Annotated in this window: 22 protein-coding genes and 1 riboswitch; of the genes, 10 read left to right on the top strand and 12 right to left on the bottom strand. The window is 29.7% G+C overall.

Going from position 1 to position 23,468, the window contains the following annotated elements:
- The first annotated feature begins 201 nt into the window (after positions 1–201).
- Both ACY1IQ_RS17990 and ACY1IQ_RS17985 read left to right on the top strand, forming a co-directional pair.
- Positions 202–477 carry a hypothetical protein gene (locus ACY1IQ_RS17990; RefSeq protein WP_461615273.1) on the top strand — a complete coding sequence of 92 codons (276 nt, stop codon included), beginning with the start codon at positions 202–204 and terminating at the stop codon, positions 475–477.
- Between the two features lie 19 nt (positions 478–496).
- Complete coding sequence (locus ACY1IQ_RS17985; protein WP_461615272.1) at positions 497–1,387, top strand: polysaccharide deacetylase family protein; 891 nt, start codon at positions 497–499, stop codon at positions 1,385–1,387.
- Positions 1,388–1,426: 39 nt separating this feature from the next.
- Here the strand turns inward: ACY1IQ_RS17985 and ACY1IQ_RS17980 are convergent, their stop codons facing one another.
- Positions 1,427–3,469, bottom strand: coding sequence for a thioredoxin domain-containing protein (locus ACY1IQ_RS17980; protein WP_461615271.1), 2,043 nt, complete (start codon positions 3,467–3,469; stop codon positions 1,427–1,429).
- 894 nt (positions 3,470–4,363) lie between these two features.
- Between ACY1IQ_RS17980 and ACY1IQ_RS17975 the strand changes: the two genes are divergently transcribed.
- The 6 genes from ACY1IQ_RS17975 (at position 4,364) to ACY1IQ_RS17950 (ending at position 9,751) form a co-directional block, all read left to right on the top strand.
- Complete coding sequence (locus ACY1IQ_RS17975) at positions 4,364–4,900, top strand: RNA polymerase sigma factor (protein WP_461615270.1); 537 nt, start codon at positions 4,364–4,366, stop codon at positions 4,898–4,900.
- The gene (locus tag ACY1IQ_RS17970; protein ID WP_461615269.1) at positions 4,887–5,699 is read left to right on the top strand and encodes a hypothetical protein; all 813 of its coding nucleotides are present in this window, start codon (positions 4,887–4,889) and stop codon (positions 5,697–5,699) included. The genes ACY1IQ_RS17975 and ACY1IQ_RS17970 overlap by 14 nt, the downstream gene beginning before the upstream one ends.
- A 517-nt stretch (positions 5,700–6,216) precedes the next feature.
- Positions 6,217–6,405, top strand: a riboswitch (cobalamin riboswitch).
- 121 nt (positions 6,406–6,526) lie between these two features.
- Complete coding sequence (locus tag ACY1IQ_RS17965) at positions 6,527–6,847, top strand: CGGC domain-containing protein (protein ID WP_461615268.1); 321 nt, start codon at positions 6,527–6,529, stop codon at positions 6,845–6,847.
- A gap of 36 nt (positions 6,848–6,883) precedes the next feature.
- Complete coding sequence (locus tag ACY1IQ_RS17960) at positions 6,884–7,897, top strand: ABC transporter substrate-binding protein (RefSeq protein WP_461615267.1); 1,014 nt, start codon at positions 6,884–6,886, stop codon at positions 7,895–7,897.
- Position 7,898: 1 nt separating this feature from the next.
- Complete coding sequence (locus ACY1IQ_RS17955) at positions 7,899–8,987, top strand: FecCD family ABC transporter permease (protein WP_461615266.1); 1,089 nt, start codon at positions 7,899–7,901, stop codon at positions 8,985–8,987.
- Positions 8,987–9,751, top strand: a complete 765-nt coding sequence (locus tag ACY1IQ_RS17950; RefSeq protein ID WP_461615265.1) for an ABC transporter ATP-binding protein — start codon at positions 8,987–8,989, stop codon at positions 9,749–9,751. Before ACY1IQ_RS17955 ends, ACY1IQ_RS17950 begins: the two co-directional genes overlap by 1 nt.
- 251 nt (positions 9,752–10,002) lie before the next feature.
- Here ACY1IQ_RS17950 and ACY1IQ_RS17945 read toward each other — a convergent pair whose 3' ends face one another.
- Positions 10,003–11,511: a Na+/H+ antiporter NhaC family protein gene (locus ACY1IQ_RS17945; RefSeq protein ID WP_461615264.1), complete on the bottom strand. Its 1,509-nt coding sequence runs from the start codon at positions 11,509–11,511 to the stop codon at positions 10,003–10,005.
- A gap of 865 nt (positions 11,512–12,376) precedes the next feature.
- On the opposite strand from ACY1IQ_RS17945, the gene ACY1IQ_RS17940 reads away from it, so the two are divergent.
- On the top strand, positions 12,377–13,090 hold the full coding sequence (locus ACY1IQ_RS17940; protein ID WP_461615263.1) for a Bax inhibitor-1/YccA family protein: 714 nt from the start codon (positions 12,377–12,379) through the stop codon (positions 13,088–13,090).
- Between the two features lie 418 nt (positions 13,091–13,508).
- Positions 13,509–13,637, top strand: coding sequence for a hypothetical protein (locus ACY1IQ_RS17935; RefSeq protein ID WP_461615262.1), 129 nt, complete (start codon positions 13,509–13,511; stop codon positions 13,635–13,637).
- 219 nt (positions 13,638–13,856) lie between these two features.
- Here the strand turns inward: ACY1IQ_RS17935 and ACY1IQ_RS17930 are convergent, their stop codons facing one another.
- The 10 genes from ACY1IQ_RS17930 to ACY1IQ_RS17885 form a co-directional block, all read right to left on the bottom strand.
- Positions 13,857–14,195 (bottom strand): hypothetical protein, encoded by a 339-nt coding sequence (locus tag ACY1IQ_RS17930; protein ID WP_461615261.1) that lies wholly within the window; start codon positions 14,193–14,195, stop codon positions 13,857–13,859.
- 84 nt (positions 14,196–14,279) lie between these two features.
- Positions 14,280–15,221 carry an ABC transporter ATP-binding protein gene (locus tag ACY1IQ_RS17925; RefSeq protein ID WP_461615296.1) on the bottom strand — a complete coding sequence of 314 codons (942 nt, stop codon included), beginning with the start codon at positions 15,219–15,221 and terminating at the stop codon, positions 14,280–14,282.
- Between the two features lie 7 nt (positions 15,222–15,228).
- Positions 15,229–16,263, bottom strand: coding sequence for an ABC transporter ATP-binding protein (locus ACY1IQ_RS17920; RefSeq protein ID WP_461615260.1), 1,035 nt, complete (start codon positions 16,261–16,263; stop codon positions 15,229–15,231).
- Between the two features lie 14 nt (positions 16,264–16,277).
- Positions 16,278–17,195 (bottom strand): ABC transporter permease, encoded by a 918-nt coding sequence (locus ACY1IQ_RS17915; RefSeq protein ID WP_461615259.1) that lies wholly within the window; start codon positions 17,193–17,195, stop codon positions 16,278–16,280.
- Positions 17,196–17,208: 13 nt separating this feature from the next.
- Positions 17,209–18,165, bottom strand: coding sequence for an ABC transporter permease (locus ACY1IQ_RS17910; RefSeq protein WP_461615258.1), 957 nt, complete (start codon positions 18,163–18,165; stop codon positions 17,209–17,211).
- 60 nt (positions 18,166–18,225) lie between these two features.
- A complete protein-coding gene (locus ACY1IQ_RS17905; protein WP_461615257.1) occupies positions 18,226–19,959 on the bottom strand; it encodes a peptide ABC transporter substrate-binding protein in 1,734 nt (577 codons plus the stop codon).
- A gap of 610 nt (positions 19,960–20,569) precedes the next feature.
- Positions 20,570–21,802 (bottom strand): FAD-dependent oxidoreductase, encoded by a 1,233-nt coding sequence (locus ACY1IQ_RS17900; protein ID WP_461615256.1) that lies wholly within the window; start codon positions 21,800–21,802, stop codon positions 20,570–20,572.
- Between the two features lie 84 nt (positions 21,803–21,886).
- Positions 21,887–22,420: a YeeE/YedE thiosulfate transporter family protein gene (locus ACY1IQ_RS17895; protein ID WP_461615255.1), complete on the bottom strand. Its 534-nt coding sequence runs from the start codon at positions 22,418–22,420 to the stop codon at positions 21,887–21,889.
- 33 nt (positions 22,421–22,453) lie between these two features.
- Complete coding sequence (locus tag ACY1IQ_RS17890; RefSeq protein WP_039636350.1) at positions 22,454–22,681, bottom strand: sulfurtransferase TusA family protein; 228 nt, start codon at positions 22,679–22,681, stop codon at positions 22,454–22,456.
- A 54-nt stretch (positions 22,682–22,735) separates the two neighbouring features.
- A complete protein-coding gene (locus ACY1IQ_RS17885; protein WP_461615254.1) occupies positions 22,736–23,395 on the bottom strand; it encodes a YeeE/YedE thiosulfate transporter family protein in 660 nt (219 codons plus the stop codon).
- Between the last annotated feature and the right edge of the window lie 73 nt (positions 23,396–23,468).

Genomic DNA, 23,468 nt, shown 5'->3' with positions numbered 1-23,468 from the left:
TCAAGATTTATTTATACTAAATGTTGATTGAGACCTATGAAATAAAATAACTGATTAAAGATAAACGAATATTTTACTATATCAAATAATTAACTGAGTTTTCTTTACTTAGTTATTAAAGAAAATAGATTAGCATACTGGCTAATTACTTTTTGAATATTCTTAAATATGTACAAACTATAAATTAAAAGGAGAGTTGTTATGTTAGAGGTATCATCACGTAGAACATCTAGACGAAAAAAATCTTCTAAACGTAGAAGAATAATTGTAGCTATTTTATGTGCTATCCTATTATTACTATTTCCATTTACTAATTCTAAAATAAAAAAATATAATGAAAAAAATGATAAATTAAAAACGGAAATAGAAAAACTGGAAAAAGAAGCTACTGATTTAAAATCTAAAAATAATAAATTAAGTCAATCTAAAACTGAATTAGAAAATAAAATTAAATCTCTTCCAAAGAGTTCAAATTAAATATTAAGGAGGATGCGTTATGGGGAAAAAGAGTACAGGCTTTAACATAAAAAAAATATTGCTATTATCTTTCATATTATTAACCCTATCTGTTACTATTTTTAGTCAAGCAAGAGTTATAATGGCCGTATCTCAAAATAAAAGATTACATAATAAAATTGAAGAAATAAAAGCTTCTAAAGAAACTCTAGCAAAAGAAAATGAAAATTTACAAATTGAAGTACAAAATAAACAAAAAAATTATGAACAAGCACTTTCAAAAGTTAAAATTGCTTATTTAACTTTTGATGATGGTCCTTCTAAGCATACTAGAAATATTTTAGACACATTAGATAAGTATAACATTAAGGCTACATTTTTTGTAAATCATAAAGATGGTATGGATGATTTATATAAAGAGATCGTTAATCGTGGACATGTTTTAGCAAATCATACTTCTTCACATAATTATAGTAAAGTTTATCGTACAAAAGAGAGTTTTGTAGAAGACGTACAAAAGCTTGATAATGAACTTAAAAGAATTACAGGGAAAGAACCTTCTAAAATTTTAAGATTTCCAGGTGGTTCAAATAATACAATAAGTTTAAACTATAATAATGGTGCAAATTTCATGAAGGAATTAGCCCAACATATGACTGATTTAGGCTACACCTTCTATGATTGGAATGTAGATTCAATGGATGCAGCAACTTTTAGACAAGATAAAAATGTAATTGTTAATAGAGTATTAGAAGATGCTAAATATGTTAAGCATGCCAATATATTAATGCATGATTTAGATCCAAAAGATACTACACCTGAAGCTCTTCCTGAAATAATTGAGGGATTAAAAGCTCAAGGTTTTATATTTGAATCACTAAACCATGAATCGCCTAAAGCACAATTTACAGAAGTTGTCGAAAAAAAATAATTTAAGCCCCAATATTGGGGCTTTTTAGTTTTGATATTTTTAATTATTTAATATGTTTTTTAATTCATTTATATCTGTTATAGGAGTTTTGCAATTATAATTTTCACATACATAAATAGTAGTTTTATTATCTATCATCTTTTTTGAATCTAAAATCATATTGCTTTCTTTTCCTCTTAAAGTTACTAAAGTAAAAGGATTATATTTATTACTTATCTCCTTTAAAATACTATCAATTTCTTCTTTCTTATCTCCTACAATAGTTATTTCTCTTACACTATATTCTCTATACATATAAGCTATTACCGAAAATAAATAATACATAGGATTTTCCTTTATTTTTCCTCCAAAAGCTTTAAAGTTTTTATCTACTATACTTATATATTTATCCTTCCCTGTAATATAATAAAGCTTTAAAAGAGCTAATGAGGCTACTCCATTTCCGGAAGGTATAGCTCCATCATAGATTTCTTTAGGTCTTACAATTAATTCCTCATCATCACTACCATATAAGAAGAATCCCCCATTTTCTTCATCCCAAAACAGCTCTATCATTTCATCACTTAATTTTATTGCACTTTCTAAATATTCTATTTTAAAAGTACTTTCATAACATTCTATAATAGCCCAAATTAAGAAAGAATAGTCATCAATGATACCTTTGTGTGCTCTATGTTTATCTCTATATCTAGTATATAGGCGTCCTTTTTCATCTATTAAATTATTTAAAATAAAGTTCAATGCTTTTTCGCTAAACTCTATATATTCTTCATTATCTAGTAGTCTTCCACCTAAAGCTAATGAAGCTATCATTAGTCCATTCCAAGAAGTCAATATTTTATCATCCTTATATGGATGAATTCTTTCTTCTCTATAATTAAAAAGCTTTTTTCTTATAGTCTCTAATTGTTCTCTGTATGGACTTAATTCTTTTAAATTTGTATTTATAAGGTTTGGTATATTAGCTCCTTCAAAGTTTCCATCGGTTGTTATATCATAAAGCCTAGAGTATAAACTAACTTCTTCTTCATCTAATATATTTTCTATTTCTTCTAAATCCCATAAATAAAATTTGCCTTCTACTCCTTCAGAATCAGCATCCTCTGCAGAGTAAAATCCCCCTTCTGAAGAGGCCATATCCCTTAAAACATAAGTAAATATATTATCTGCTACTTTCTTATAAAGTTCCTCTCCAGTCATTTTATAAGCTTCTGCATAGGCCATGGCTAAAAGAGCATTGTCATATAACATCTTTTCAAAGTGAGGCACTAACCATCTTATATCTGTAGCATATCTAGCAAATCCAAATCCTACATGATCAAAAATACCCCCTTTATACATTCCCTCTAAAGTTTTATCTATAATTTTTAGAACTTCCTCATCACTATTTTTTTCATAATATCTTAATAAAAATAATATATAATGAGTAGTTGGAAATTTAGGTTCTTTTCCAAACCCACCAAATTCTGCTTCAAAATGTTCTTTCAATTCTTCTACGGCTTTATCTATAACCTCTGTACTTAAATTTCCTTCCTCTATATTACTAGAATGATTTCTCATATAATTCAATAGGTTTTCACTAGCTTGTAATATCTTTTTATTGTCTTCTCTCCATAATTGATTTATAGAATTTAAAATTTCAATAATTCCTTTTATACCAAATCTACTTTTTTTAGGAAAATATGTACCTGCAAAAAAAGGCTTTCTATCTGGAGTTGTTACTATATTAAGTGGCCATCCACCACTACCAGTATAAGCCTGACAAAAATTCATATATATGCTGTCTATATCCGGTCTCTCTTCCCTATCAACCTTTATAGCAACGTAATTATCATTCAATACCTTTGCTACTTCCTCATCCTCAAAAGCTTCTCCCTCCATAACATGGCACCAATGGCAGGTAGAATAACCTATGCTCAAAAAGATAGGTTTATTTTCCCTCTTAGCCTTTTCAAAAGCTTCTTCCCCCCATGAATACCAGTCTACAGGGTTATGTGCATGCTGTAATAGGTATGGTGATTTTTCATTTATCAATCTATTTGCCTTTCTTACTTGTGTTTCTTCTTTTTCAGATAATGTCATTATTACCCCTCCATTTTTTCATATTTTGTTTTAGTATTCCAACGTTTCAATCTGAGTATTCAGTAACATAAAAATGTCCTATTGTTAAAATTTCACTTACTTTAGACCTCTTATAGATAACACTAAATATAGATAAACTACCTTAGAAATTAATATATAGCAAATATAGCTATACCCTTGAGTATTTCAATTCACAATTCACAATGCACAATTAAGGTGGAAATTATTTTTAATCAAAATATTTTCTTTAATGGATTTTTTAGCTAGTAATACAATTGCTAGCGTTTTATTGTAGATGTGAACAGTGTTCGCCAGTTCTTTTTAATACGTCTCATAGTTTAATATTTATTCAATAATATATGGCGAACACTGTTCGCCGCTACGATTAATCAATTCTAAATTTCTCAGTTACCACTGAGAAATATCCACAATTATGAACTGTGAATTTTGAATTTAGTAGTTTTAGTAACAATAATAATAAGTGTTAATTATTTTCAGATATAGATTAAATTTAAGAGTGGTATATCTATAGTTATATCTTTATAGTCATTTTTACAATTGTAATTCCTCATATTTTCTTCTAAAAGCATTTAATTTTTTACTTCATTTTTTAAATTCTTCTTATTTAGCTATTTTCTATATTTAACATAATATAAAGAACTTGATTAACCCCCATACAATGTTATGCTTATATTTGACATCATATATAACCTTTGATAAACACATATCCTTTGCTCAACTCCAATGAAAATTTTATAGAATACTTTACCAAGGAATAATATACAAAATTTCTAATTCCAAACATAAAAATGAACCTTTTATTATGTCGCGACAATATATATATGAAAGCATATTTAGAAAGGAGAGTTTAATTATACTGAAAGGAGGATTTACGTGAACATTGCAGATTTAAATAATCTTATTGAGTTGCATGGTAAAGCCATCTATAGCTTTTGTTACAATCTTACGAAAAACCAGCCTGATACAGATGACCTATATCAAGAAACATTTCTGAAAGCGATGGAGTTGTGCCATAAAATTGATAAAGATAATAATCCTAAAGGATTTCTCATTTCCATTGCAATAGGGCTATGGAAAAACAATCGCCGTAAATATGCCCGGCGACAAAAAATAGCTCCAATAGAGAAACTTAGTGAAGATATAAACAATGGTTACGTATTCAAGGATACACTAACCCCTGAAAATATAGTTATATCCAATGAACTATGCATTATGATACGGACTGCAGCAGATAAGCTGGATAGTAAATTAAAAATCCCTTTGTATATGTACTATACTGCTGAAATGTCAAACGAAGAAATAGCATCAGCACTGAAGATTCCGCTTGGCACCGTAAAAAGCAGGCTTCATAAGGCTCGAAGAGTCTTAAAAAACAATTTAATGGAGGTTAGTAAATATGAAGAACTCTGAGAAATTAGATCAACTGTTGAAGCAAGCTCTTTCTCCAACAGTTGAACCCAGTGAAGATTTAAACCAAAAAATTATAAATCAATTAAAGGAGAGTAATATTATGAAACCAGTTTATAAAAAAAGGATATCCGTTGCACTAATCGCTACTGTACTTACCCTTGCAATGTCTATAACAGCATTTGCTGCCTTACATCTTCTCACTTCAAAACAAGTTGCTGAGCATCTTGGAGATCAAAAACTTGCTCATGCATTTGAAAGCAAAAATGCAATTAAAATAAATGAATCAATTGTTTCAGGTGGATATAATTTTAATTTGCTTGGAATCGTATCAGGTAAAGGTTTAAGCGACTTTGAAAATTATACAGAGGATATACGTCCAGATAGAACCTACGCCGTAGTGTCAATAGCAAAGCAAGATGGTAGTAAAATGCCTGACACCCGAGATGAAGAGTATGGTAAAGTTCCATTTTTTATCTCTTCTCTAATAAAAGGCCAAAAGCCATGGTTAGTTAACATAGCCTCTATGAATGGCGGATATAGCGAATTTGTAATTGATGGAGTTATGTATAGATTAATTGAATGTGACGATGTTGAAATGTTTGCCGACAGAGGACTTTATCTTTGTATAAGCACTAGCAGTTTCTATGATGTAAATGCTTTTAACTATAATGAAGAAACTGGTGAAATCACTCCTAATGCTGATTATAATGGTGCTAATGCTCTATTCAACTTACCTCTCGATGTAACAAAAGCTAATCATGAAAAAGCTGAAAAATATCTACAAGAATTATTAAAATAAATAGAAGTAAATTTTAAAACTAGTGAAAAAGTAATAGTCAATCGAGAAAAATTTGCAAATACTATTATACTAATCGTATCTATAAAATATGAAAATCAGGAATCCCTTCCTATTCAATTATCAAGAGATGCTAATGAATCAATTATTAATAGGATATTAAAATTGTATTAACTTGTAGTTAGCCACAGGTGATGATATTCATCGCCTGTAATTTTCTTTAATATATTCTTAAATCTAATATGCTACATCTCTAATTGTAAAACATTTATTATTAGCTATCACATTCATATCTCATCAGTGTATTTACCTCACTTTGTAAACATAACTTCTATTTTCTCAGTTAATCTATTAACTCTATAAATTAACATAAATCATTATTATATTAAAATCATAATTAAATTAAATAATATAAATTACTCACTTTTAATTATTTAATATTATTTAACAATTTTTTATGATAAAATGTCGAAAAATATTTGCTTAATGTAATTATTAATGCTAAAATGAGTGTGTAAAATCGAATAATTGTGAAGTAGGTTTAATAGATATTTAATATCTATTGATTAAAAGGGAAGATGGGTTAAAATCCCACGCGGTCTCGCCACTGTAATAGATGAGTTCCTGCAATTATGCCACTGGGAAACTGGGAAGGCTGTAGGAATGTTGATGCTTAAGCCAGAAGACCTGCCTATTTTAATGTACTGATAACTCTACGAGCGATGGGGTGGTATAAATGTTTAAAAAATATTTTTTGAATAAATAGCCCTTTAACTGTTGTTAAAGGGCTATTATTTATGAGGAAACAGTTTATTTTATAGGAGGGAAAGATGAAAATAGCTATTGGGGTATGTGAAAAGATTAATGGAATATGTACAACCATGGGATGTTTTAAAGCTTTAAATAATAGAGAAAAACACTTTAGTACATATAAAAACGAAAATTTAGAACTTATATCCTTCTTTACCTGCGATGCCTGTTCGAATAATTCTGATAAAAATTTAATGAATATTGCTGAAAAATTGAAACAAGCAGGAGTAGAAAAACTTCATTTTGGTGTTTGTGTTGTTAAATGTGAAAGTCAAAGAACTAAAGAAATAAAGACAATATTTGAAAAGCATCATATAGAAGTAGTAGAAGGTACTCATTAAAAATATTAATAAATGTACAAGGGAGAGAAAAATTAAATGAAAAAAATAATAAGTACAATTTTAGTGGGGCTCATGGTATTGGGAGCAACTGGATGTAGCAATAAAAATACAGAAACTACACCTAAGACAGAAAATAAGGTAGAAGATAGTAACAAACACTCATCACATTATCCTGTTACAATTACAACTTATAATTATGCTAAAGAACCTGTAAAAGTTACATTTGAAAAATCACCTGAAAAGGTTGTTGCAGTATATCAAAATTCAATAGAGACATTACTTGCATTAGGATTACAAGATAAAATTATTGCTACTGCTGGATTAGATCATGATGTTAAAGATGAATATAAAGATGCTTTTAGCAAAATAAAATATTATGATAAAGTACCTACTAAAGAAGAAGTTATTGGATTACAACCTGATTTCATATTGAGCTGGTATTCTCTATTTGGTGAGAAAAAACTTGGTGATGTAGGATTCTGGCATGAAAGAAATGTAAATACATATATGTCTCAAAACAGTGGTGTTATTAGTCCAAATACTTTACAAAATGAATATGATGATATTTTAAACATGGGTAAAATTTTTGATGTAGAAGATAAAGCTAATGAAATAGTTAATACAATGAAAAGCGAAATAGACAAGGCTAAAGATTTTGTTAGGGGAAAAGAATCTGTTAAAGCAGTAATTTTAGAAGTACAAAAAGATGGCGTATATAGAATTTATGGTGAAGATAGTATAGGTGGAGACATAGCAAAACAAGTCGGAGCAGATTTAGTTGCAAAATCTAATGGTAAAATAGGAAATGAAGATTTAGTAAAACTTAACCCCGATGTAATTTTTACTGTTTATTATGGAGAAGAAATTGATAGAGATTCTGCATTAAAATCTATTATTGACAATCCTGCACTTTCAAGCGTTTCTGCTATAAAATCAAAACGTGTTAATCCTATAATGTTAAGTGAAGTTTATTCTAGTGGTATCAGAACACTAGATGGTATAAAAACAATTTCAAAAGGATTATATCCTGAGTTATATGGAAATAAATAAAATGAAAAAAAATTATAAAAATAATACACAAAACGGATTACTTAATGGAACACCTGCTTATATAGGTGTTTCCATTATACTTGTAATTATATTAATTTTTTCTATTCTAATAACTGTAACTATGGGTTCTGTAGATATTTCCGTAAAAGATGTATATGAGATTATAATGTACAAACTATTTAGCATTGGAAATCCGGAGCTTTTATCAAGTGGCCCTGTATATGATATTGTTTGGTTTATAAGGCTTCCAAGAATTATTTTAGCAGTTGCTGTAGGTATAGGTCTTTCAATATCCGGAGTAATTATGCAAGCAATTGTAAAAAATCCTTTAGCAGATCCCTATATATTAGGAATTTCTTCTGGTGCATCTCTAGGAGCTACATTAGCTATTATGCTTGGGGTAGGTATCTTTTTTGGCAGTAATTATGTAGGTATATGCGCTTTTATAGGTGCTTTTGCAATATCAATACTGGTATTAACCCTTGCAAATGTAAATGGAAGAGCTAATTCAACAAAACTTCTTTTAGCTGGTATGGCATTAAGTACTGTGTGCTCAGCATTTTCAAGTTTTATTGTATATTTTTCTAATAATAAAGATGCTGCTCAAACTATAGCCTATTGGTTAATGGGAAGTCTTGCCGGTGCAAAATGGGAAAATATAATAATAATTTTTCCACTTGTAATATTGGCTACATTATTTTTTGTTACCCAATATAGAACACTTAATTTGATGTTACTTGGTGATGAAGTTTCTATAACTTTAGGTACAGATTTACATAAGTATCGCCAACTTTATCTAATCATCATATCTATAATAATTGGTTTTATAGTATACTCATCAGGAATGATTGGATTTGTAGGACTTATTATCCCACATCTTACAAGAATGCTATTTGGAACAGATCACAAAAGAATTATTATATTATCAGCATTGATAGGAGCTATATTTATGGTTTGGGCAGATGTTTTATCTAGAATTATAATACCTGGAAATGAACTCCCAATAGGAATATTAATTTCCATGATAGGTGCTCCAGTATTTATATATCTTATGGTAAGTAAGTCATATGGATTTGGAGGTAATGCTTAATGGAAGTAAAAATTTTAAATTTAGAAGCTTATTTAGGAGAAAATCATATCTTAAAGGGATTAAACATTCATGCAGACAAAAAAGAATTTGTAGGCATTATAGGACCTAATGGTAGTGGCAAAAGTACACTTTTAAAATGTATATATCGAACTTTAAAACCTTCTGCAGGCGCTATATTTTTAGATAATAAAAATATCAAAGATTTTTCTATGAAGGAAAGTGCAAAAAAAATGGCTGTGGTGTCTCAACATAATAATTATAATTTTGATTTTTCTGTTTCAGATATGGTTTTAATGGGACGATCACCACATAAAAAGTTTATAGAAAAAGATAATGCTGAAGACTACAAAATTATGGAAGAGTCTTTAGCTAAGGTAGGTATGTCAAGTTATGCTAATCGAAGCTTTTCAAGTTTATCGGGAGGAGAAAAGCAAAGAATAATCCTTGCAAGGGCTTTAGCACAAAAAACAGAATGTCTTATTTTAGACGAACCTACAAATCATTTAGATATAAAATATCAGCTTCAATTCATGGCTACTGTAAAAGAACTTGGTATCACAGTTATATCTGCTATCCATGATTTAAATATTGCGGCTTTATATTGTGATAAAATTTATGCTATGAAATCAGGAAAAATTGTTAGCTATGGAACTCCAAAGGAAGTTCTAACTGTGGAACTAATAAAATCTTTGTATGAGGTCGATGCTAAGGTTATGGTGGATAAAGAAACTGATATTTTAAATATTATTTATAGAGCGCCTTAATAAAAATGATTCACAATTAAGGATGAAATTATTTTTAGGCAAAATAATTTCTTAAAATTGATTTTTGACTAGTAATGTAATTTCTAGTTATGTGGCGAACACTGTTCGCCGCTACAAAGAATCAATTCAAAATTTCTCAGTTTCCATTGAGAAATATCCATAATTGTGAATTGTGAACTGTGCATTGTGAATTACTTTAAGTTGTGAATTAAATAAAAACCCATCTATTTAAATATAGATGGGCTTTTGTTTTATGATGATGCTCTCATTGGCTCATCACAAGATTTATCGTCATATTTAATATTAGTTTTCTTCTTAAGTCTAACTTCTGGCTCTCTAGGTAATCCAAATTTAGGAATAATTCTATCAAGTCCAGTTAAAGTAAGTAATAATAATGATACTACTGTAACCACTGCCATTATATTATATTTAATGAATGAAAATGGTGTAAATGTATACAATGGGTATACAGCATTTGAAATAGCTACGTAAAAGCTTAAATATACATGCCATGGAATTAATTGAGATCCAAAAACTCCTAATGAACTAGAGAATATAGAGTTTCTTATTTTTAACTCATATATAGCTTCTTCACTACCTTCAACATTATCATCTACTAATTCTTTAATTATAGGTCCTATAGTTACAATTTGGGCCATTTCATCTGCAAGCAATGCATTACCAAGTATTGATAAACATCCATTCCAGAACATAAGTTGTCTAACATTTTTAGAGATACGTATAACAAGCTTTGATATTGGCTCGAATGCTTTCATTTTTGCCATTATACCTCCAAATGCACCAACCCACATCATCATAACGATTACACTTTGTCCAGCTTCAGAAAAACCACCTTTTACTAACTCTAAGAACTCTGGTAATGCAGTAGTTCCTGCAAATGATCCAAGAATAAATGAAGATATTATACCTATAGATAAACATGCTAATGTAGATATTCCTTTAGCAGCTGCTATTATAACAAGGATTAATGGTATTACCATATATAAAGGTACTCCATTTTTAACTTGATTTAACAAATCTACTGCTGCTGGTCTTTCTTGTCCTAAAGTAGCCCAAACCTCTTTTGGAATTGCATCTATTGCAGAAGCTGCATTAACAGTTGAATCATTTGGAAGATTTAGAACTACACTTAATATGTAGAAACCTATAGCTCCGATAACGAAACACAAACCAGCCCAGCCAACTTGTCTTTTTATTCTATCAATTATTTCTACTTTTTGAATCTCAGAGCTAACAACTGTTGTGTCAGATATTAATCCTATATTATCTCCAAAACAAGCTCCTCCTGCTATAGCAGCTACTGTTACTAGAATATCTCCTCCAACTATGTGAGAAAGCCATAGAAAAATTGGTGCACATGCTGCAAAAGTTCCCCAAGATGTTCCTGTTGCTATTGACAATATTCCAGTAACCGCAAATCCTGTAACAGCAACAGTTCTTGCTGTTAGTCCAAGTTTTAAAGCTACATTAACTATAGCTGCGCCAACTCCAGTCGCCATAAACGCTGCTGCCATCGCATACGCAAACATTAGTATAAAGAATACTAATTGCATAGATTTAACGTTTTCAACTGAGCAGTCTACAATCTCATTAAATTTGATTTTTTCTGTTACATATGCCATAATTGCAGCCCAGCAAGTTGCAAGTGGAGCCGCTATTAAGACATCCATTCCGCCCATCATCAAACCTACTAAAACTGCAATTGGCGAAAGTTTCATAATCCCGCTTAAAAAAGTCAATTCAAATTCCTCCTTTTGTCAACAAAAATCGTCAACTTAAATGAAAATATTTTACATATTTTTCACAATTAAAATTTTTGTATAAATACATTATATTAGTATAAATAAAATAATTCAATATTTTATAAGAATTCTAATAATTTGTTAATAATTTGTATACATAATATGAAAAAAAACATTTCTTTCAATTAAATGGTATAAAGTATTATTATAAATATAATTTCATAATAATATGAGTATAATTTTAATTAAAAAATTTTTAGAATATAAAATTTAAAATATAAACTATTTGTATTATTGTATTGTAATACCTAATATGAATAAATAAAAATGCTAAAAATAAATTTCATAATTGTGAAAAAATTATGTTTTCAATAAATTTTAAAGTAAATTATCCATAGTTCATTTTTTTGTTTAAAAAAAATTCACATAATTTTATGTCTCAAATATTTTTTATACATTTATCGTTTATAATTATAATTAAAAGTTTAAAATTTATCAAGGATTTTTTCAATAAATTTTAAATTGTTTTAAGTTTCTTACTATAATCATCATATTTTCCCTATTATATTGACAAAGTTTATACAATTACTATAGTATTATTTAGTCAAAATTTAGCGAAAAAATTTGTTTATAAATTTAAAAATTTATATAACATTGAAATTTTATGTAAGAAATGGTAAAATTAATTTAAGTATATAAAAAATAACTGTTCAAATGTAAGAGGTATATTTAATGTCAAATAAAAAAGGAATTAAATAGTGATCTAGCTATAATTAATTCTTACGATGGAAATATTCTACAAATGAACAAGCATATCAATTAGTTGTTTTTTCAATATAATTTATATTAAGGAGAGATTTTTATGACAGAAGTTTCTTACAAAAAAAGTGAAAACAAATTTATTAGTAAAACATTTCTTTACATGACTATGGGGTTAGTTGTAACTTTTGCTATTGCATATTTAGTATCAACTAGTGAAGCTTGTATGAATTTAATATATTCTAGTGGTGCTTCACTTTTTGTAGTATGTGCTATAGAAATCGGATTAGTTGTAATAATAAACAAACAGTTAGAAAATATTTCTACTAATACAGCTCTTGCATTGTTTTTATTATATTCAGCTGTTAGTGGAATAACTTTTGCAACAATATTTGCTCTTTATGACTTAAGTTCTATTATAACGGTGTTTATTATAGCTGCGATAATGTTTTTCTGTTGTAGTATGATCGGTTTAACATCAAAAAGAGATTTATCAACTATCGGTAGAATTTGTATTATGGCACTTGTAGGAATTATTGTAGCAAGTATTGCAAACTTTTTTATAGGTTCAACTGGACTTTATAATTCAATAAGTTACATAGGATTATTTTTATTCTGCGGCTTAACTGCATATGATATGCAAAAAATTAAGCTTATACATCAAGATTCTTATGAATTTGATAAAGAAAATCTAAATAAATTTGCTGTAATTGCTGCTCTAGAACTTTACCTTGATTTAATAAACTTATTTATTTATCTTTTAAGATTAATAGGAAAAGAAGATAACATAAAAAAGATCCTAAATTTTTGTATTTAGGATCTTTTTTTATTAATTAGATAAAATAATATAAATATTATTTATTTTAAACTAAAGAATGCTCTATCATTTTTAAGATACGAAATTATAATTATATATTTGCTAAAACTAGTATTTGAATAATCAACTCTATTCACAATTTCAATTATTTTATAGTTACTCTTTAAAAGTAAATTTCTGATCTTTTTCGCTTTTTTTAAAAAAAGAATAATTACACTCCTATATATTCTTAGATACTTATTTTAATCTTATCAAGGATTTTATCCAATATATCCAATAAAAAATTTCTCATTCTAACCAATAATATAGTAAAATATCACTGAAGTTAATATCGTTCTATGCAGAAAATTGAATCTTCATATTAATACTTAATAGTGTTAATCTATAAAAACCATAGCAAGAATTGCTGAATAGTGCTATGTGGTACAATTTACCTGCTGCTAAAGATGGATATGTATATCTTGTTGATAATATGAAGTGGAATTCTGAAGATGCTTTTACAAGAGAAAAATTATTAGAAGAACTTCCTAAAATTCTAAGAAAATAATTCTTCTGGGCCTTAAAACTCAATGAATTTACATAGTTTTAATTAATATGCAATTTAATTTTTTATTTAATTATAAGTTTATAATTGTACTAACTTAAATTTACTGCATTGCCAAATTAATGAATAATAAAATAATCATATTTGTAATAATTCATGTAAAAACCATAACCAGTTAATATATTGACTAGTTATGGACTTCACATGAATTGAACTACAAAATTAAAAATAATAAATAATTCTATCTAATATTATTCCAAAGCATAAAATCATTATAGCTATGAACATTAATACATTTTGAAATTGAATTATCCTAAACTTTTCTTTCCATTGTTTCTCATATATTAATGGTCTCCTAGAATCTCGTTTTAGTATAAATCCTGAAAATATCAATAATCCAAATGCTCCTATAATAAATAAGGTGTTTTTCATAATATCTAAGGTGATTTTAATATTGTTTCCATTTACTAAAATAGAGCATAAGCCAGATATTATTATTAATACTAAAGAAACAATTATACCCACCATAAGTGATTTAATTATATCTTTAAAATAGCTCATAATTTTACTCATAATAGAATCTTATCTCCATCCTTTTCACATAAAATACTCCAACATATTTATTAATTATTTATTAGTTAATAACTAGTATAAATGACATGCCACTAAATGGTTTGGAGCTACTTCTTTAAGTTTTGGCGCTTCATTCCTGCATATATCTTTCACATATTTACATCTTTTCGCAAATTTACATCCTTGTGGCGGATTGATAGGACTAGGTACATCCCCCTCAAGCATAATTCTTTCTCTTGACCTTTCCACAAGAGGATCTGGTATTGGTATGGCAGATAATAGTGCTTGAGTATATGGATGAACTGGATTTTTATATAACTCTTTGCTGGCTGTAAACTCCACAACAGCTCCAAGATACATAACTGCAATTCTATTTGATATATGCTTAACCATAGCTAAATCGTGAGCAATAAACAAATAGGTAAGCCCCATATCCCTTTGTAATCTCTTTAAAAGATTTACAACTTGTGCCTGTATAGATACATCTAAAGCAGATATTGGTTCATCACACATTATAAATTTAGGTTCTACTGCTAAGGCTCTTGCTATACCTATTCTTTGTCTTTGGCCTCCTGAAAATTCGTGAACAAATCTATTAGCATGTTCTTTATTAAGTCCAACTAATCCTAATAGCTCATTTACTCTTTCTGTTCTTTCATTAGAATTTGTTGCTAATCCGTGTATATCTATACCTTCAGCTATTATATCTCCAACAGTCATCCTTGGATTTAAAGAAGCATAAGGATCTTGAAAAATTATTTGTACTTCTTTAGCAAAAAGCTTCTTTTCTTTTCCTGCTATTTTGTGTACATCTTTTCCTTTATAGATAACACTTCCATCGGTTTTATTATACATTCCTGTACAGGTTCTTCCGCAGGTTGTTTTTCCACATCCTGATTCTCCAACAAGTCCTATAGTTTCACCTTCATATATATCAAAACTTACATCATCTACTGCTTTTAAAATAGCGTTTTTACCTACTTTAAAATATTTCTTAAGGTTTCTAACCTCCATTATTAAATTATTCTTTGCTTCCACTAATAGACACCTCCACTTTAAAACCATTCTCTACTTTAGGAGCCATTGGATGATAAATCCAACATGAAGCAGTATGTTCTTTCTCAAACTCTGTTAATGGCGGTTCTTCCCTTAAGCATATATTCATACAATATTTACACCTTGAGGCAAATCCACATCCTTTAGGAGGTTTGATTAAATCTGGCGGTGTACCTTGTATTGATACCAACTCTTCATCGTTTTCACTATCGAGCCTTGGTACCGCTTTAAGCAATGCCCAAGTATAAGGATGCTTAGGATTATAAAATATCTCTTTATAGCTTCCTTTCTCCACTAATTTACCAGCATACATAACAAATATCCTATTAACTAAATTTGCCACTACCCCAAGATCATGAGTAATTAATATAATAGACATTCCTAGTTTTTGTTGCAGATTTTTTAAAATATCTATTATTTGAGCTTGTATGGTAACATCTAAAGCCGTAGTTGGTTCGTCTGCTATAAGTATACTAGGACTGCAGGCAAGTGCTATTGCAATCATAGCCCTTTGTCTCATCCCCCCGGAAAACTCATGGGGATATTGGTTAATTCTCTTATCTGCATTAGGTATACCTACTAACTCTAACATTCTTCTAGCTTCATTCAATGCTTCTGCCTTACTTAATTTTCTGTGAATCATTAAATTTTCAGCAATTTGCTTTCCTACTTTCATAGTTGGATTTAGAGCCGTCAATGCGTCCTGAAAAATCATACTGCATTCTTCACCTCTAAAATCCTGCCATTGCTTCTCTGAAAAATTTAATATATTTTTACCTTTATAAATAACTTCACTGCCCTCTTTTATTTCTCCTGGCGGAGATTGAATTAAACCCATTATAGATTTTGCTGTAACCGTTTTACCGCATCCTGACTCTCCAACTATTGCAATACATTCTCCTTTGTCTACATCAAAGGACATACCTCTAACTGATTGAACTTCCCCAGCATAGGTGTGGTATGATACTCTTAAGTTCTTAACTTCCAATTGTTTTTTCATAATTTCCCCTCCTATTATTGACGAAGTCTTGGATCAAGTGCGTCTCTAAGACCGTCACCAAGCAAGTTAAAGGCAAGTACTGTAATACATAGTGCAAGTGATGGAAATAAGAGTTGCGTTGGATAAAATGCCATAACATCTCTTCCATAAGCTATAAGTGAACCCCAACTTGTATTTGGAGCTTGAAGTCCTATACCAAGAAAACTAAGACCTGCCTCTGCAAAAATATATGATGGTATACTAGATGCTATATTTAGTATCAATACTCCTATGGTATTAGGAATAAAATGTTTTACTATAATTCTCCTAGGAGATGCTCCTAAAACCTGTGCTGCTAAAACATACTCACACTCTCTTAACTGCATTAACTGCCCTCTTATAAGCCTAGCTGTACCACACCATGAAGTAATGGTTAAAGCAATAGTTAATGGTATATAACCATTACCGAATACCATCGTCATAAGAATTATTAACAATAGCTCTGGAACACTTGTTATTACCTCTATTACTCTCATCATAACTTCATCAACCCATCCGCCAAAATATGCCATTATTCCGCCATATAGTGATCCTAAAACTACTTGTATTATAGTTGCTACAACCCCTATGGCAATAGATATTCTGCCAGCAAACCAAACTCTTGAAAATAAATCTCTTCCTGTTCTATCTGTACCAAACCAATGTTTTGCAGAAGGAGGTAAGTCTCCTAATTCACTATTCATTTTTATGAATTCTTTTCCATTGATATATGGTCCTACTATAACCATAATCATTAAAAGTATTAACACTGCTAAAGAAGTCATTGCCACAGGATTTTTCTTCAGTCTTCTCCAAGCATCTTGAAAATAACTTATATTAGGTCTATTAATGACATCATTGTCTGCATTTTCACATCCAATTACTTTAAAATCATCAGCCTTAAATTCAGCCATACAGCTCCCCTCCCTATCTCTTTCCACCAGTAATTCTAATTCTTGGATCTACCACAGTGTATAAAATATCTGTTATAAATATACATATAATATACATTGCTGTGATGATTATGGTATGTCCCATAACCATTGGTAAATCTTGAGCTTGTACTGCTGTTATATAGTAAAGCCCTAGTCCTGGTATTGAAAACACTCTTTCAATAAAGAAAGCGCCTGTTATACATAATGCTAATGTCATAGGTAAATAGGTAACTAATGGTATAAAAGAATTTCTAAGTATATGTCTTGTTACTACTTTTCTATTTGATAATCCCTTAGATCTAGCCGTTAATACATAATCTTGATTGATTACATCTAACATAGAGGTCTTTAAAAGTCTTGAATAAGATGCAATATATCCAAAGCATCCAGAAAGTGTAGGTAAAATTGTGTATTTCCATCCTCCAAACCATAAGTCTTTGCCTTTAGGCCAGCCTATTATTGGAAACCATTTTAAATTTCCTGCAAATATTTTTTGAAGCCCTAGCGCAAAAATAAAACTTGGAACAGATATAAATAGTATTGCTAGGGTAACTATGGTACGATCGATCCATGTTCCCCTATTCATTGCAGCAAGAATTCCTAATATAAGTCCTAAGCTAAGTCCTACTACAACTTGTTGTATACCAAGTCTTGCAGATGCAGGAAGTTTTTCTTTTATTATAGATTTGACAGTCTGCCCTGGATAAACTATTGATTGTCCAAAATCTCCATGTAATATTCCATTCATAGTTTTTAAATATCTCTCACCAGCAGGCTTATTATATCCATATTTTTCATACATTGCTTCTTTTATATTATCTGGCAATCTTTCAACTTTTTGCATAAGTGGATCTCCAGGAATTGCTTCAAGCAGAAAGAATGTGGCTGTTGCTATTATAAATAGTATAAGCAGCATCTCTAAAAACCTTCTAATGGTATAACGAATCATAAAGCACCCTCCTTATTTAATTAATGCACAGGACTTTTTAGACCCTGTGCATATATATTGTTAATTTCTACCTTCAGTATATGCCCATCTCCACTCGTAATCTGGTCCAAATTTAGGAGTCATAAAATTCTTAACATAATTTTGTGTAAATCTCCTTGTATCTGTATAATATAGTGGTGATACTGCAGCTTCCTCTTTCACTAATATATCTTCAAGCTTTTGAAGTTTTTCTAATCTCTTGCCTTGATCTGTTTCTGTTAAAAGTTCTTTGCATATCTTGTCATATTCTGCATTGCTGAATTTTATATCATTATTACCATTATTAGTTTCAAACATATCTAAGAAATTTATTGGATCATTGAAATCTGCACTCCATCCAAAGAATGAAATATCGTAATCTGAATCAGCTACTGCTTTTTTCCAAATTCCATAGTCAGGTGCGACTTCAACATTTACTTTTACACCTAAATTCTTTTCAAGTTGTTGTTGATACCATTCATGCTCTTGTTTAGAAGCACTTGTAGTTCCACGTGCAAGATATTTAAGTTTTATTTGACTTAAATCCTTAGTGTCTTTTCCTAACTCTTTAAGTCCTTCTTTAAATAATGCTTGTAATTTTTCAGGATTATTTTTATATTCATCTGACATTTCTTTCAATGACTCTGTAGCCTTTTCTCTATAGTTATCCTCCCCTATATCTATAGCCTTTGGAACAAAAGCATAAGCAGGAGTAAATCTTCCACTAAGTGTATTCACATAATCTTCTCTATCTATTGCTAATGATACCGCTTGCCTTATTTTGTTATTACTCATTATTCCACTTGGACCGCCTTTAACATTAAATCCGAAATACCAATTACCTGGTGATTCTCCTGTTGCTGCTTGGAATTTACCTTCTTCAGCCATTTCTGTCCACTTTTTGATATACTCTTGTGTAGAACCTGTGACATCTAAATCGTGAGCTTCAAACAATTGAGCTTGAGTTGAAAATTCATCAATTTTGTTCATTTCAACTTTTTCTATAAATACATTTTCTGCATCCCAATAATCTTCATTTTTTTCTAAAACTAATGAATTATTTTTAATTAGATCTGTTATTTTATAAGGTCCAGAATAAACTTGTTTTGTATAATCTGTATTCCAATTTTCTCCGCCTTTTTCAATAATATCAAGTCTAATTGGATAGAAAGATGAATGGACTAATTTCTTTTCAAAGTAAACAGTTGGTCTTTCAAGTGTTATAACTAAGGTATTATCATCCTTAGCTTCAACCCCTATATCTTCCACTTTCCCTGTTCCCTTATTATATGCTTCTGCACCTTTTATATCATATAAAAAATACGCATAAGGAAATGCATTGTTTTTATCTAATATTCTTCTATAAGAATCCACAAAGTGCTGAGCAGTAAGTTTTACTCCATCACTCCAATTCATGTCTCTTATTTTAAAAGTATAAATAAGCCCATCATCAGAAACGGACCAGCTTTCTGCTGCTGCAGGTTCTAGTACATCCTTCCCATCTACAACTTTTGCCCTAACTAACCCTTCCTGAGTTGCCGCAAGTATTGTATGGGAAGATGTATCTTGACATTCATTAGGGTCAAATGTTTGAGGGTCAAATAATATAGTTTTTAAATATTGTTCCTCATCTTTTTTACCTTCAGTTACTTCTGTTGTATTTTTGGGCTCTGTTTTTTCCCCACTATCAGAGTCTTTACTACAACCAGAAAATGCTAGTACAGATCCTGCCATCACAATAGCTGTCAAAATACTAAGCCATTTTTTTAATTTCATTTTTTTACCCCCTCTTTAAAGTAAAATATATTTGAAACTCTGAAGGGATACATTTTATTTCCCTCAGAGTTTAAAATAAAACTTTAGAATTTTATATTTTAGGTGGTTGATGTAACTAGTAAATTTTCTATCTTTACAGAGCAAAAATCATCAATTACAGGTGTTTTATATACATTAATTAAAATTATTTCTAAACAATTTTATATGGTTTTTACTTAAATCTTAATTTTATATTTTTCAGTTTTCTCATAAAATTATCATTTATTAGTATTTATAAGTTCCAATTTATCCTTAAAAATTTATATATTTTCTTCTATTATTTATTACAGAAAAGCTTCACAAATTATCATAAAAGTAAATTACTACCTATTTATATTTATTTAATTATATGTATCAAATTTAGTATATATCCATAAAAATAATATCTTGCTTACAAATCTTTAATTTTAAATACAAAAAATTAACAATATTATTATTCTTAAATTAATATATACTTTTAAACTATAATAAAACTTCTTAGAAAAGATATATAAAATAGACTCATAACTATGAAATTCCATAATTATGAGTCTATTACGTTTACATATTATACTAATTACCTTCAAAACTTTTAAACTATATATTCTTTAACTATATCAACAATATTTTCTTTAGTTATATTTTTATCCTGTGCTACAATCTCTCCATTTTTAGTATATATTAAAAGAGGTGCTTCTACAGTACCAAGCCTTGAAGCAAGACTTGCATTTTTATAAACGTCAATTTTGCTTACTTTAACTATGTCTGACATTTCTTTTTCTACTTCTTCTATTTCAGTAAGCAATGTTCGACTCTCTTCATCAATTGGAGACCATAAATATATTAATCCTATTTTTTCACTCTGCATAATTTCACTTTCAAACACTTCTGATTCTGCGATATATTTTTCTGCCCCAACTCCTGCTATAGCACCATCTCCAACTGCTGTAGCAACTTGCTTTAGAAATTTATCTCTAACATCCCCTACTGCAAATACACCTTCAATATTTGTTTCCGTTTTTTCATTTGTCGTAATATAACCTTGTTTAGTTAAAGTAATTTGCTCTTTAAATATCTCAGTGTTAGGCACATAACCTATAAATAAGAAACATCCATCTACTGAAACATTTGATAAATGCCCAGTCTTAGTATTTTTTAAAATAACTTTATTTAATCTATCTTCTCCTTCAAAAGAGTTTACTATAGTATTCCACATAAATTCCATTTTGGGATTTTTCATGGCCTGTTCTTGAGCTATTTTATTTGCATCCATAATACCTTCATCATGAATTACAGAGACTATAACTTTTTTTGCAAATTTAGTGAGAAACATTCCTTCTTCTATCGCTGCATCGCCACTTCCAATAACCATAACAGTCTTATCTGTATAATATGCTGCATCACAAGTAGCACAAAAAGATATACCTTTGTCATATAGGAATTTTTCTTCATTAACCGCATTAGTTAGTCTTGGCTTTCCTCCAGTAGATATGATAACAGTTTTAGCATGGTAAGTTACTCTAAAAGTTTCTACTAATTTGTCCTTTCCTTGAAGATTAACAGCTTTAACATCTGTTAGTTTAAAGTTAACTCCAAAATTTTTAGCTTGTTTATGAAAAAGATTCATAAGTTCTGTTCCAGTGGTTCCTTCTGGAAAACCTGGGTAATTTGCCATCTCATTTGTATAAGTAGCTAGTCCACCAACTAAGGATTTTTCTATTAAAAGAGTTTTAAGTCTTGCTCTTCCACAATATATTGCTGAAGTTAAACCAGAGGCTCCTCCACCAATGATTACTACATCATAATATTCATGTTTTTTCTCCACTATAAATTCCTCCCCACTGCCTATAAATTCTACTTATTATATAGATAGTTAAAACATATGGTGGCATTAAGCCACCACAATATGTTACATAAAATATTTAACTAATAGTTTACTTCCAATCCATGCGCCAATAAATATAAATATCCAATACATCCAACCATGAAGAGACATAGATGCAATTCCACTAAATAACGCTCCTATATTACATCCAAAAGAAATTCTTGCGCCATATCCCATTAGAAGTCCACCTAATACTGCTGCTATTACTTGTTTCCATGATTTTATTTTCTTTATTTTAAATTGAGATGCAAGCAATGTAGCTAAAAATGCACCAACTATAATTCCAATGTTAGAAATAGAATGAGGATCATTTAAAAAACCTGCACTTAAAGCTGCAGCATGACCCTTTTGCTGAAAGTAAAACCATTTTTCTGGATGACCACCTATTAATTGATATAGCCAAGCTGCCCAATAAGAAAGTGGAGTTGTTACCCCCCACGCCTTACCAGTAGACGCAAACATTGCAATATTTATAAGTGCTAAAACAACTGCTCCAGCAGTATATGACCATGGGTCTTTTAAAAATTTTTTATAGTAAACGTTCTTTTTAATATCCATAAAATTCACCCCATATTAATTTTTAAGGGAAAACTATTTTGTCTTTTCAATATAAACTTCCCATTGACCGTCATCTACTTCTTCTATATCAACATTATGTCCTTCTTTTCTTGCCCACTCTGGTATATTTTTCATAGCACAGCTATGATCTATTTCAACTATAACAACCTCTCCTACTTTCATATTGTCCATTTTCTTTTGAGTTTTAATTAGCGGTACTGGACAAGCCTCACCTAAACAATCTAATCTTAATTCTGCCATAATAAATTCCTCCCTTTAATTATTAATTTACTTAAAATTTATTGTAATTTTTGATTACTCATTTGATTTCTTATTTCCAAACCAGTCTGCAAATATATAAATTCCTAGTAATAGTGCAAATTGTAAAAATATTGCTAATGGCCATCCCATTACATCCGGTAAAAATACACCTTTTTCAGGCATAAACCTATCTGACCACCAACCAAAATTCTTTGCTCCCCATAGTGATCCGATAATAAAAAATACTAGCGATAACATTTGCATTGTAAAACCTTCTCCAACTCTCATTAGAGTACCTGAAGCACATCCCCCTGCAATCACTGCTCCTATCCCAAACATAATAGCACCAACAGCTACATGTACACCTATAGGTGATATATTTCCTGGCACCGGTGCTCCTTTTGAAGCTGCTGCATATTGTATAGCAGCAAATCCAACTGTAGCAGTAGCAATTGCGATTACAACTGCCTTAGTTAACGAAGTTCCTCCCGTTAGAACTGGATCTCTCAATGAAGCTGTAAAACAAAACCTTGATCTTTGAAGTGTAAACCCCGCTGTAACACCAAAAACCCACATAAGAGCAGATTTAGGTGAATTGTTAGCCATAAAGAATCCTACTCCTCCAATAGCAATTAAAAGTGCTACTCCAAAAGGAATTTGATTTACCTTTTTCTTTTTAGGTTTTCTAGTTATATTTGTTTTAATTTCAGCCATTTTTCCACCCCCCTTAAATTAAGTTAGTTAATTAACAAACTTAGCGATAATTAATTAACTAGTTGAAATATTT

It is taken from the genome of Clostridium sp. Marseille-QA1073, assembly GCF_054863625.1.
Note: the sequence above shows the minus strand (reverse complement) of the source record. Positions and strands in the feature narration are given on the sequence as shown.